Origin of the sequence: Enterobacter sichuanensis (assembly GCF_002939185.1) — a bacterium.
GTDB classification, from domain to species: Bacteria; Pseudomonadota; Gammaproteobacteria; order Enterobacterales; family Enterobacteriaceae; genus Enterobacter; species Enterobacter sichuanensis.
Map to the genome: position 1 here is coordinate 75,758 of NZ_POVL01000014.1, position 12,634 is coordinate 88,391.

General features: G+C 53.8%; 9 protein-coding genes. 1 reads left to right on the forward strand and 8 read right to left on the reverse strand.

What is annotated here, in order from left to right; all coding sequences use genetic code 11:
* Genes recG through gmk form a run of 5 tightly spaced genes read right to left on the reverse strand, consistent with a single transcriptional unit; the run spans window position 1 to window position 5,867 of the window.
* Entirely contained in the window at window positions 1-2,082 is a 2,082-nt protein-coding gene (gene recG, locus C5687_RS08790) for an ATP-dependent DNA helicase RecG (protein ID WP_047957436.1), read from the reverse strand.
* Between the two features lie 3 nt (window positions 2,083-2,085).
* A complete protein-coding gene (gene trmH, locus C5687_RS24870; protein WP_047957437.1) occupies window positions 2,086-2,775 on the reverse strand; it encodes a tRNA (guanosine(18)-2'-O)-methyltransferase TrmH in 690 nt (229 codons plus the stop codon).
* Window positions 2,776-2,779: 4 nt separating this feature from the next.
* On the reverse strand, window positions 2,780-4,894 hold the full coding sequence (spoT, locus tag C5687_RS08795; protein WP_025757028.1) for a bifunctional GTP diphosphokinase/guanosine-3',5'-bis pyrophosphate 3'-pyrophosphohydrolase: 2,115 nt from the start codon (window positions 4,892-4,894) through the stop codon (window positions 2,780-2,782).
* Between the two features lie 19 nt (window positions 4,895-4,913).
* A complete protein-coding gene (gene rpoZ / locus C5687_RS08800) occupies window positions 4,914-5,189 on the reverse strand; it encodes a DNA-directed RNA polymerase subunit omega (protein WP_000135058.1) in 276 nt (91 codons plus the stop codon).
* 54 nt (window positions 5,190-5,243) lie between these two features.
* On the reverse strand, window positions 5,244-5,867 hold the full coding sequence (gmk, locus tag C5687_RS08805) for a guanylate kinase (RefSeq protein ID WP_025757029.1): 624 nt from the start codon (window positions 5,865-5,867) through the stop codon (window positions 5,244-5,246).
* 251 nt (window positions 5,868-6,118) lie between these two features.
* Between gmk and ligB the strand changes: the two genes are divergently transcribed.
* Entirely contained in the window at window positions 6,119-7,789 is a 1,671-nt protein-coding gene (gene ligB / locus C5687_RS08810) for an NAD-dependent DNA ligase LigB (RefSeq protein ID WP_104556755.1), read from the forward strand.
* Here the strand turns inward: ligB and C5687_RS08815 are convergent.
* The 3 genes from C5687_RS08815 to C5687_RS08825 all read right to left on the reverse strand — a co-directional run bounded on the left by C5687_RS08815 (window position 7,786) and on the right by C5687_RS08825 (window position 12,165).
* Entirely contained in the window at window positions 7,786-9,438 is a 1,653-nt protein-coding gene (locus C5687_RS08815; protein ID WP_047957439.1) for a phosphoethanolamine transferase, read from the reverse strand. The genes ligB and C5687_RS08815 overlap by 4 nt on opposite strands.
* A 111-nt stretch (window positions 9,439-9,549) precedes the next feature.
* Entirely contained in the window at window positions 9,550-10,167 is a 618-nt protein-coding gene (locus C5687_RS08820; protein ID WP_094918672.1) for a trimeric intracellular cation channel family protein, read from the reverse strand.
* A 168-nt stretch (window positions 10,168-10,335) separates the two neighbouring features.
* Window positions 10,336-12,165, reverse strand: coding sequence for an acyltransferase family protein (locus tag C5687_RS08825; protein WP_238380458.1), 1,830 nt, complete (start codon window positions 12,163-12,165; stop codon window positions 10,336-10,338).
* Window positions 12,166-12,634: the final 469 nt, after the last annotated feature.

Below are 12,634 nucleotides of genomic sequence, written 5' to 3' on the forward strand. Positions count from 1 at the left end.
TCAGGCGTTGGAGTAGCGTTCGGTTTCCGGCATCCAGCGTTCAATTAACGCTGCCGCCTGTTCGGGGTAGCGTTCATGAATATGGCGGGCGAGGCGCTGAACTTCTGGGATCATGGCCTGATCGCGCAGCAGGTCCGCGACTTTGAACTCCGCGTTCCCCGTCTGGCGGGTGCCCAGCAGTTCACCCGGGCCACGGATCTCCAGGTCTTTTTGCGCAATCACAAAACCGTCGTTGCTGTCGCGCAACACCTGCAACCGCATCTGGGCGGTTTTCGAGAGCGGGGCTTTGTAGAGCAGGACGCAGTGGGACGCCACCGCGCCGCGGCCAACGCGCCCGCGGAGCTGGTGGAGCTGGGCAAGGCCCAGACGCTCCGGGTTCTCGATGATCATCAGGCTGGAGTTTGGCACGTCCACGCCCACTTCAATGACCGTTGTTGCAACCAGTAAATGCAGTTCCCCCTGCTTAAACGACTGCATCACCGCCTGTTTTTCAGCAGGCTTCATTCGCCCGTGAACCAGACCCACGTTCAGTTCCGGCAGCGCCAGCTTTAACTCTTCCCACGTGGCTTCTGCAGCCTGCGCTTCCAGCAGTTCAGACTCTTCAATCAGCGTACACACCCAGTAGGCCTGACGTCCTTCATGCGTACAGGCATTGCGCACGCGGTCGATGATATCGCTGCGACGCGTATCAGGAATGGCGACCGTCGTCACCGGCGTACGACCCGGCGGCAGTTCGTCGATGGTGGAGGTATCCAGATCGGCGTAAGCCGTCATCGCCAGGGTGCGCGGAATGGGCGTGGCGGTCATGATCAGCTGATGCGGGTGGAAACCCTGCTGCAGCCCTTTTTCCCACAGGGCCAGACGCTGATGCACGCCAAAGCGGTGCTGTTCATCGATAATCACCAGCGCAAGGCCGTTAAACTGCACCTGCTCCTGGAAGATGGCGTGGGTGCCAACAATCATGTGTACCTGACCGCTGGCAATCGCCTCCTGTTGCGCAAGGCGCGCTTTGCCTTTTTGCTTCCCGGCAAGCCAGCCCACTTCAATGCCCAGCGGCGCAAACCAGGCGCGGAAATTGTTCGCGTGCTGTTCGGCCAGCAGTTCGGTCGGTGCCATCAGCGCCACCTGTTTGCCATGGGCAATCGCGCGCAGGGCGGCCAGAGCGGCAACCAGCGTTTTACCGGATCCCACATCACCCTGCACCAGGCGCATCATCGGTACGTCGAGCGCCATATCGCGTTCAATCTCGGCGGTGACGCGCGCCTGTGCGCCGGTGGGTTTAAACGGCAGCGAGGCCAGCAGCTTATCCTTGAGCTCATCACGCGGGCTTAACGGCTGAGCATGGAAACGCTGCGCGCCGGCGCGAAGCGCCAGCATGCTCAGGTTATGGGCCAGTAATTCCTCAAGGATAAGACGCTGTTGGGCAGGGTGTTTGCCGCTTTCTAAATCGCTGAGCTGCAGCGTTGGCGGCGGACGGTGCAGGGTACGCAGCGCCTCGGGCAAACTCATCATCCCCTGCGCCAGCTCGGGTGGCAGCAACTCGGTAATGGCGCAGGTATCCAGCAGCTCCAGCGCCTGATCGGTCAGCTTACGCAGCGTCGCCTGCTTGATGCCTTCGGTCGTCGGGTAAACCGGGGTGAGCGTCTCCTGCATCTCCGGCGTGCTGAGATCGCCCTGAACGCGGTACTCCGGGTGGATCATCTCTGCGCCGTATTTCCCGCGTTTGGCTTCGCCATAGGCCAGCACCCTGCGGCCCGTTGCCAGGCTGTTCTTCATTGCCGCGCTGAAGTTGAAAAATCGCATGGTGAGAATGCCGGTGCCGTCGCTTATCTGGCAGGTCATCATCCGGCGTCCGCCGAAGGTGATGTTGCAGTTCAGGATTTCGCCTTCAACGGTGGCATAAATGGCGGGCAGCAGATCGCCAATTTTGTACAGCTGGGTGCGGTCTTCATAACGCAGGGGAAGGTGGAGCAGGAGATCCTGCACCGTGTGCAGGCCGATTTTAGCCAGCTTATTGCTTTGCGCCGCGCCCACGCCCGTCAGGCTGTTGAGCGGGATGGCATCCAGCAGGCGGCCTTTCATCGGTTACCCTGCGTACTGCATGGTGGCCCACCACCCGGCATCGGCTTCGATCTCGCCCTGCGCGTTGACGTGGGGGTAAGGCAATTTTTTCTGCTTCGCAACGCGAGCCAGCACCGGATAACCACCTTCAAACAGCAGGCGCTGCTGTTCATCTTCCGGCAGCATGCTGTTGCTGCGCTCGTACATCCCGGCGTTCTGACGCTGGCGCTGCGCCTCATACAGAATGAGCGCGGAGGCCACGGAGACGTTCAGGGACTGCACCATGCCGATCATCGGAATGATGATGTCCCGATCTGCCAGATCCAGCGCTTCCTGGGTGATCCCGGTTTTCTCCTGGCCCATCAGAATACAGGTCGGGCGGGTGTAGTCGATCTCACGGAAATCCACGGCTTTAGCGGACAGGTTGGTGGCAAGGATCTGCATACCGCGCCCTTTCAGGTGCGAGACGGCATCGCCAATCGTCTGGTGAGATTTGACGGACACCCAACTGTTGCTGCCTGCCGCCGCAGAAACCATGGTTCGCATCCGGTGACCTGGCCAGACGGCATGCACTTCATGCACGCCGACGGCATCTGCGGTACGGACGATAGCAGAGACGTTATGCGGTTTATGGACCTGCTCCATGCAGACCGTCAGGTCAGGCTGACGCCTGGCGAGCATTTCGCATATCCGCGCGTAACGTTGTGAATTCATGCCACTAGTTTCGGTTACGGGTGACTTTAATCACGTCCGGCATGACGCGGATCTTGCGCATAATATTCGCCAGATGCACGCGGTCGCGGGCGGTCAGACGAATAAAGGCGCTGTACACGCGGCCATCTTTTTCTTCCGTGTTCAGGCTTTGAATATTGGAAGAGGCCGTGTTGATCGCTGCCGTCAGGTTCGCCAGGGCACCCTGGTGGTTGAACATATCCACCTTAATTTCGGTGATAAATTCCTGCGCGGTCTCTTTATCCCACTCGACCGCCATAAACTTCTCGGCTTCTTTTTGATAGCCGCGGATGTTACGACAGGATTCATGGTGGATAACCAGCCCTTTACCGGGGCTGACGTGCGCAATAATCGGGTCGCCAGGGATGGGACGGCAACATTTTGCGAAGGTGATAAGCACGCCGTCCGCGCCTTTAATCGGCAGGTGTCCGTGGCTTTGAGTTGTTGCAGGCACGGCTGTCGTGTCGCCTTGCTGCAGGTTCTTCGCCACCACTACGCTCATGGCGTTGCCGAGGCCGATTTCTGCCAGCAGATCGTCAAGGGAGGCGAGCTTCATGCGCTCCAGCTCACGCTGGATGTTCTCCTGCGGGATTTCGGCCAGCTTGCGGCTGCCGCCCAACGCGTGGTTGAGAAGACGACGCCCGAGGCTTACGGAATCATCACGCTTGAGGTTTTTCAGCAGCTGGCGAATTTTGGCGCGCGCTTTGGAGCTCACGACAAAGTTCAGCCAGGCCGCGTTCGGACGTGCACCCGGCGCGGTAATGATTTCCACCGTCTGGCCGCTGGCGAGCGGCTGAGACAGCGGATAAGGTTGTCTGTCGACGCGCGCGCCCACGCAGGCATGACCGATATCGGTGTGCACGGCATACGCGAAGTCGACCGGCGTCGCGCCCGCAGGCAGTTCGACAATGCGACCTTCTGGGGTGAAAACGTAAATCTCATCCGGGAAGAGATCGGATTTCACGCTCTCGATAAATTCAAACGAGCTGCCCGCACTCTGCTGCAGCTCCAGCAGGCTCTGCATCCAGCGCTGGGCGCGGATTTGTGCGGTCGTGCTGCTCTCGCCACCGTGCTCTTTATAGGCCCAGTGTGCGGCTACACCCATCTCCGCCATCTGGTCCATGTCTTCTGTGCGAATTTGCACTTCAACCGGTACGCCGTGTGGCCCGATCATCGAGGTGTGCAAAGATTGATAGCCGTTCGCTTTTGGAATGGCGATGTAATCTTTCATACGACCCGGACGCGGTTTATACAGGCTGTGCATCTGCCCCAGCACGCGATAGCAGGTGTCGGCGTCGTGGACGATCACGCGGAACGCGTAGATATCCATGATCGAGTGAAAACGCTGCTCTTTGAGCACCATTTTGCAGTAGATGGAGTAAAGATGTTTTTCGCGACCGCTGACCCGGCACGGGATCCCCGCTTCCTGCAAGCGCCCGTCAATTTCAGAGAGGATCTTCTGAATCATCTCTTTACGGTTACCGCGAGCGGCTTTTACCACCTCTTTAATCACGCGATAGCGGTTCGGGTACAATGCTTCAAAACCCAGCTCTTCCAGCTCGGTTTTAATGTGATGAATACCTAAACGGTGCGCCAGCGGGCTGTAGATTTCGAGGGTTTCACGGGCAATGCGGCGACGTTTGTCCGGGCGAAGTGAGCCCAGCGTGCGCATGTTGTGGGTACGGTCAGCGAGTTTGATGAGAATGACGCGGATATCCTGCACCATCGCCATAATCATCTTGCGGAAGTTTTCGGCTTGCGCCTCTTTCTTGTCGCGGAAATTCAGCTTATCAAGCTTAGAGACCCCTTCCACCAGTTCGGCAACGCTTTTGCCAAACAGCTGCTCCATGTCCTGGTAAGTGGCTGGGGTATCTTCTATCACGTCGTGCAGCAGCGCGGCCATCAGCGTTTCGTAGTCGAGTTTCATCTCGGCCAGAATACAGGCCACCGCTACCGGGTGCGTGATGTAGGGTTCACCGCTTGAACGTGTCTGGCCCTCGTGAGCGTCACGTGCAACGAGATACGCCTGCTGAAGACGCTTAATCTGGTCTTCAGGCAGGTAGGTTTGAATCAGTTGATTCAGGCTTTCAAACAGATACAAGGGCGACCCGCAGGTTTAATTAACGACGACCTTCAGCAATAGCGGTTACGGCCTGCAGTTCTGCGGCTTCCTGCTCTTGCTGCTCCTGGCGCTCACGCACGTCGAGGATCTGGTTGTTAATCAGACCTTCTTCGATTTCGCGAAGTGCAATAACGGTGGTTTTATCGTTTTCTTCCGGTACCAGCGGATCTTTACCGCCTACCTGCATCTGACGAGCGCGACGCGCGGCGACCAGCACCAGGTCAAAACGGTTACCAATTTTCTCTACAGCGTCCTGAACAGTTACGCGTGCCATACTTAAAATGCTCCACAGGTGAAGAAATGACTGGGCATGATACTGAAAGTGGGTTCAGTCTGCCAACAGTTTGGTGATTAATGCGTCATGTCGCTGCTTCTGGCGGCTCATACGCAGACGTTCTGCGCGAAGGATGGTTTTGAGATCGCTCAGTGCGGCATCAAAATCATCATTCACAATAAGGTAATCATATTCCGCGTAATGGCTCATTTCTGCAACAGCCTGTTCCATACGCTTTGCGATCACCTCTTCGCTGTCCTGACCGCGGCCACGCAGGCGGCGATCCAGCTCATCTTTCGATGGCGGTAAAATAAAGATACTGCGCGAGTCAGGCATTTTCTTGCGAATCTGCTGCGCGCCCTGCCAGTCGATATCCAGGAACACATTCACGCCCGTGGCCAGAACCTGCTCAATGGTTTCACGCGAGGTGCCGTAGTAATTACCGAACACTTCAGCATGTTCAAGAAACGCGTCTCTGCCGATCATCGCTCTGAACTCGTCGTGATCCACAAAGAAATAGTGTTCACCGTGCACTTCACCCGGACGCGGTTTACGCGTGGTGTGAGAAACAGAAACCTGTGTGTCGTACAACGGTTGGGTTTTTAACAGTGCCTGAATAAGGCTGGATTTACCCGCGCCACTAGGGGCAGAAACAATATAAAGCGTGCCTTGAGCCATGAGAGTCTTTTGTATGTGTTAGCGAAGAAGTCCTACATACGGGCTTATTATACACGTCACCGCCCTGTGACGTAGCCTTTGTCACACTTTTTCCCCTGGATTATTGAATTTTGCGTGCCGTTTTCAGGTTTTATCTGTGGTTTTCAGCAACAAAAAGAAAGACTGGATAGCGCCTCGCACAGTGAAACAAGGTGGTTAGCATTGTTTTAGCCATCGCGGTATACCTCCTGCAACGTAAAGGAGGGATAGCGATGTGGCGATGGATAAGCGGGTTAATGCTATTGTGGTGTGGCTATGGCGCGGCGGTGTGCCCGGTGTGGCCGCAGGCAAAAGCTGAAAAAGAGATCGCGTCGTTAAGCGCGCAAATCAAACGCTGGGATGACGCTTACTGGAAGCAGGGCGTGAGCGAGGTTAATGACGAGGTTTATGACCAGCTTAACGCCCGCTTAACCCAGTGGCAGCGCTGTTTTGGCAACGATATTTCTGCAAACACCTTGCCTGCGCTGACGGGAAGCGTGACACATCCTGTTGCGCATACGGGGGTTCGTAAAGTTGCCAGCAAAGACGCGCTGGCTCAGTGGATGCACAGCCGAACCTCTCTCTGGATGCAGCCAAAAGTCGACGGCGTGGCAGTGACGTTGGTCTATCGCAACGGAATGCTCGCTCAGGCCATCAGCCGTGGCAATGGTCTGAAAGGTGAGGACTGGACGGCTCAAGTGCGTTTGATCCCGTCCGTGCCTAAGCACGTATCCGGCGAGCTGGCAAACAGCGTCTTACAGGGGGAGCTTTTCTGGTTGCGTGAGGGCCATGTTCAACGGCAGATGGGCGGAATGAATGCCCGTGCAAAGGTAGCGGGCGCGATGATGCGACAAAAGGACAATGCGCCTCTGAACCAGATTGGCGTTTTTATCTGGGCCTGGCCGGACGGGCCGCAGATGATGCAGAACGCGCTGACAGCGCTGTCGCAGGCAGGATTTACCCTGACGGCGAGCTACACGGTGCCCGTACAGACGGTTGAAGCTGTTGAAAAGCAGCGTCTGGCCTGGCAAAACGCGGCATTACCCTTTGCCACGGACGGCATTGTGGTGCGGTCTTCGGATGTTCCCCCTGGCGATAGCTGGCTACCCGGTGAAGGCAGCTGGGTTGTGGCATGGAAGTATTCCCCTGCCGCCCAGGTAGCGGAAGTGAAAGATATTCGTTTTACCGTTGGGCGAACGGGCAAAATTTCCGTAGTGGCAACGCTGGAAGCGGTGCAACTGGATGATAAGCAGGTGCAGCGGGTGAGTCTGGGATCGGTCGCGCGCTGGCAAAGGCTGGATATTGCTCCCGGCGATCAAATACAGGTGAGCCTTGCCGGGCAGGGGATCCCCAGGTTTGATAAGGTTGTCTGGCGTGGGACGGACCGACAAAAGCCGGAACCGCCCGCCACGCGCTTTCATTCCCTGAGCTGCTTTTATGCTTCGCCTGAATGTATGGAGCAGTTCTTTGCCAGGCTGACATGGCTTAGTTCAAAGCAAATATTAAACATTGAAGGGTTAGGCGAGTCAGGCTGGCGCACGCTCTGGCAGGCGCATCAGTTTGAACATCTCTTTTCATGGCTGTTATTAACTCAGGCGCAACTGCAGGCTACACCAGGGTTTTCCTCAGCGCGCGGGCTGGCGCTCTGGCATCAGTTTAATCTGGTGCGTGAGCAGCCGTTTATCCGCTGGCTCATGGCGTTAGGTGTTCCGTTGACGCAGGCTTCGCTGAAGGCAATGGGGGACGTAACGTGGCAAAAGCTGAGCGGACGTAACGCAAAGGACTGGCAAACCTTGCCGGGAACGGGCGAGGAGAAGGCGAGAAAAATTGTCGCATTCATTCACGACCCTGGCGTTGCTGGCCTGGCTTCGTGGCTCGGCCAGCAGGGCGTACCAGGATTTTAGAGCGAGCTTGCTTTAGCTTTGCGCCAGGGGGTATGTCTGTCTGGCGAACTGAAGGTATCGCGAAGCTGATCGTAGTCATAGATGTGGCGGCCGCCATCTATCACCGGAATCAGTGTGGGAGCCTGATAGCACGCTTCAAGCACTGAGCTGCACTGATCAACACCCGTTGTGATGCCAAGCCACGTTAACATCAACTCATAATTGCTTGCTGTTGGCCACAGTTCATGGACCCATCCCACTGCTCTTTTTTGGGCATTCAGGGCTTGCTGGCTGTACCAGATAAACTGGGGGACCTGGTAAGCCTCTTTGCTTGGGTTGCGTGAGCCATGCATATAGAGGGAATTGAGCTGCGGGTTTTTTTCCAGCCCATGGTCTGAAAAATAGAGCAGAGAGGACGCGCTTCCCTGCAGACGTTTAACCACTTCGCCAATGAAAGCGTCGGTGAACAGAATCGCGTTATTGTAGCAATCTTCATATTTGTTGCCGGTATGCAGAATATTTGCGGATGCGGGATACCGATCGCAGGCCATTTCATGGCTACCGTTAATATGCAGGAAAATTAATTTTTTGCCGGGGGTTTTAAGCGCCTCATCCAGAGCAGGTAAAAGCTCGGTGTCATAACGCGTGTCAATCCACTGGGCTTTCTGGCTGACAGAGGCAATCGCCACAATGTAATTGTTGCTTTTGCCAGTATTACCCTGGGCGCTAATCCATTCGGTGTGATAGCCCGTTTTTTTAGCAACGCTAACGATATTGTCAGCAAGCTTATCGGCGGTGAAGTGGTCCGGATCCGCTTTACTTAATATCATCGGCACGGAAAGAACCGTGGCTGACGCAGGGGCAATAGCATTGCTAAAAATGAGGGCGTCCTTCGCCAGCCCGGCTTCCACAGGCGTGGTATCCTGGTTAAATCCGTAGAGCTGCATATTGCTGCGACGCGCGGATTCACCCACGATAACAACGTAGTTTTCGATGCCCGTGTCCTGATACTGCAAGGCAGGATAATTGACGCTGTGCTGACTAATTTTCTGCGCCAGCGCGTTATCACGATGGGCAATAATAAACTCTGCACCCGTGTAAAACGGCGTATTGGTTAAAATTCGGGAGCTTAGCGGATAATAAACTTCAAGGTCGTGGCGTTTTTTTAGCCAGTTTGCCGTTGAGTACCAGCCTAAATAAACGGCAAGCAGAACGAAGCCGATAACTTTCACCCGGTAAGAAGCATGCTCGCTAGCGGATTTGATTGTATACCAGGTGACAATAAAGTAAGCCGCCACGGCGGGTAAACAGTTCAGGAATAAACCCGACATGCTTTTCACTTCGGCGACGTGAGTACCGAGAATGCTCATCGCAAATACGGTATTAAATTCGCTCTGGTAGACGCTCCATGTACTGTAGGCAATCGCAAAATTCAACGTGAGCAGGGTAGTTAAAACGAATGCGACGATCTTACCGGGAAGCGAGCGATAGACAGCAGCGGCGCAAACCAGTAACAACGCATTACAAATCGCGATGCGCACTGCGAACCGGGCAGGTTGCGTTAAAAATACTGGCCATAATTGAATCAGCACGGAAACGAGCAGCAAAATCAAAAAATGGCTGCTGAGTTTTTTATTAATAATCAGTGCTGACGTTTTGGCAAAAGACATTGTTTAACGCAAATCATTGGGGCAAAGGTGCGATAGTTTATCGCGTTTACCCCGGTAATATGAGATGACAAAAAGTGCTTTTTACTACTTTGTTGTGGTTTTGTTGAGAATTCAATGGGGGTCCTGCGTGTAATGAAAAACAGGCAATCCCAGCTTTAAGCGCAGCGCCAGCAAGCGGGCCGTAAAGCCAAATAATAACGTGGCAATGACCACAACATCATGGCTCGAAACATAATGTTGTAAAGCGATATACAGAACGGCAGAGGCAAAGGATATTCCGGCGTAAAGCTCTTTCTGAAAAACCAGCGGAATACGCTTGCAGAACATATCGCGCAGTACGCCGCCAAATACACCCGTTACGACCGCGGCGATAGTGGCAATGACCGGGCTTTCACCCATATCCAGCGCGATTTGCGCCCCGATAATGGAGAAAACCACCAGACCCAAAGCATCAAGGACTAAAAACAGACGGCGAAGATGGGGCATAACCGGCGCAACGATGGTGGTCAGCACGGCGGCAATCGCGACAATAACAATGTATTCAGGGTTTTTTACCCAGCCAAGCGGATAATGTCCCAGCAGGATATCGCGTACCGATCCGCCTCCCAGGGCTGTGGCGGTAGCAATAATGATCACCCCAAACGTATCCATACGACGGCGACCAGCGGCAAGTGCCCCAGTCATGGCTTCAGCCGTGATCCCAACGAGATAAAGAATATGTAGCAGCATGTCTTCCCCCAGCATGTAGGGCGGCAGAGTAGCGTTTTGTGCAGCAGGTCACTATTTAGTTTTTTTTGTGTGAGCAAGCAAGGCCTACTTATTCTAATCCTAAAGCAGGCTTTTTTGCCGTTTTCTGGGCGTTATTTTGTGTGTTTACAGATTACTTTTTCTCATGAGTCAGGGGCGTTGAGTGAAAATCTGACGAAACATTGGCACAAGCGCTTTATTGCCCGTCTCGCTGAGATGGTTATCGTCGAAATAGTGCGGTTCAAGGTTTTTACTTCCCATACACCGCCCAGCGCTGCACAGATAAGGCGTAGGGTCCAGTACCCTCACGCCGCAGGTTTTTGCTGCCTGAGATTGCGCATGCAGTATTGCGCTGTTTCGACTTTGATACTCCGCCAGAGGAATGGAGATATCCTGCGCTTTTTTAGACGTCATTAAGCGATGGGAGAGCGTACGAGGCACGTTTACATCCATTTCGGGAACAGGATTGACCAGCACCACCGGATGTTCGCGATTAAGCGTACAGGCCATCTTTACGATGGAGTCCGCATACTGCTGTAAATAGTCTTTATCGTCCAGGGAGCCTGTGTTGAATTTCACCTGCTTTTTCTCAGCATAGTGAGTCAGGCGGTTAACAATGACAACCGGGACGTTGGCCGGGTAGGCTTTTAATTTTTCACTCAGCGAACGGTTAAATTTGCCACAGCGTTTACTTTCAAGCAGCGTGGCATCTGCCAGCGTAGGGCAACCGGAATAGGTTATGCCGACCACAGAACCACGATCCGCGGCGGCTGCAGCGAGGGCAGTGGCCGCGGCTTCGGCGTGGCTGTCGCCAATAATGATGGCTGCCGGTGTTCCGGTACCGTAAAAACTCATGTGCGTTTTTGGGTCGGCGGCATAGTTTTTATTGTTCGCTTCGGCGGCTATTCGATCGACCTGCGCATCAGGACGGCTGGCAATCATGTCGTTTTTAACCAGATAGCTATATCCCCAGGCTGCCCCGACACTGCTAAAAAGAATTATCCAGAATGCGGCAATGCTTCGCTGGTTTAAAAAGCGTTTGGCGGGTTGCTCAATCAATACCCATGAGATCCATCCGAGTAAAAAAGAGAGGGCAATGGCACCGACCACCCAGAGTCCGTTGTGCTGCTGCCCGGCATAAATGAGATATACCGCAACAGGCCAGTGCCACAAATAGACTGAATAAGAACTTAAACCCACCCAGCGAAGATTGCGGTCTGCAAGGCTAATCAGTGAACTGTCGTTGCTGTAGATGACCAGCATGGTACCGAGGATGGGCAGCAGGGTTAGTCCGCCAGGCCAGGCGTTTTCAGCGCTAATACAAAAAACAGAAGCCGCGATGAGCGTATATCCCAGCAGCGTCGTTATTGTGCGCAATGCACTGGGGAGGATTAAACGGTTTGCCCCATACCAGACGAGGCCGCCGCAGAGCATTTCCCAGGCGCGATAGGGCATCAGATAAAACCGGGTAGCGTCATTCACTGTGGCACTCATGCTGAACCAAAATGCGCCCAGCGTGAGTACCAGCAGGCATAAGCCGGTATTAACCCATTTTCTGAACGGATATAACGCCATAATGATAAAGGGTAATACCAGATAAAACTGCCATTCAACCGAGAGTGACCATGTATGCAGGAACCAGTTTTCATGCGAGTCGGTGGCAAAATAATCCCCGGACTCTTTTTTTAACTTTATATTGGATATAAAAATAACAATATAGCCAATATAATTTCCGAGTTTTCGGTATTCATTTGTCGGAAGCCAGAATAAGGTCGCCAGCGCCATGATAATACACAGCATAAGCAATGCAGGGATGATGCGTTTAGAACGCGCAGCGTAAAATTCTATAAGATTAAACGAACGCTTTTCGAGGCCGGTGGATATAATTTTTGTCATCAGAAAACCAGAGATCACAAAGAAGATATCCACGCCAACAAACCCGCCCGGGAGCAGAGCAGGCGCGAAGTGGTAAAGCACCACGGAAAGAATGGCAACGCCACGCAGCAGGTTGATATCCTGGCGGAATTCGCGGTCAACGGCGAGGCTTTTGCTTTCCTCTAATGTTAAGTTGATGTTTGCCATTCACTTTTCCGATCGCTATTTTATCTTTTAATTAAAACGCCGGAGAGTGTATCAAAACTGATCAGTAATTTCTTATGTTCTGATGCCAAACGAAAAAGGCCACTGCATCCAGCGGCCTTTTAAACAGAGATGAGGAAGGTTACTCGATATTGAATCTGTTTATTGAGTAGGTGGGCTTAAGTCGCATGGTTACTGAATTTCATGTAATGCGTTTTTTCATTAGGTACACCCTTGTGTACACGGATTTTTAAAGTGCTCTGGTTTTTGAGCATCAACTGAGACCTATGTTTTATAGGTTTGGTATGAAGCCCTCTATCCTCAACGTAGTGATCACACCCCGGATGAGAAATGAGTTCGAAAACTTAGG

Excerpts from the sequence above, each read along its gene's own strand:
- recG (WP_047957436.1), bottom strand. The coding sequence starts at position 2,082 with ATGAAAGGCCGCCTGCTGGATGCCATCCCGCTCAACAGCCTGACGGGC.
- trmH (WP_047957437.1), bottom strand. The coding sequence starts at position 2,775 with ATGAATTCACAACGTTACGCGCGGATATGCGAAATGCTCGCCAGGCGT.
- rpoZ (WP_000135058.1), bottom strand. The coding sequence starts at position 5,189 with ATGGCACGCGTAACTGTTCAGGACGCTGTAGAGAAAATTGGTAACCGT.
- gmk (WP_025757029.1), bottom strand. The coding sequence starts at position 5,867 with ATGGCTCAAGGCACGCTTTATATTGTTTCTGCCCCTAGTGGCGCGGGT.
- ligB (WP_104556755.1), top strand. The coding sequence starts at position 6,119 with ATGTGGCGATGGATAAGCGGGTTAATGCTATTGTGGTGTGGCTATGGC.
- C5687_RS08815 (WP_047957439.1), bottom strand. The coding sequence starts at position 9,438 with ATGTCTTTTGCCAAAACGTCAGCACTGATTATTAATAAAAAACTCAGC.
- C5687_RS08820 (WP_094918672.1), bottom strand. The coding sequence starts at position 10,167 with ATGCTGCTACATATTCTTTATCTCGTTGGGATCACGGCTGAAGCCATG.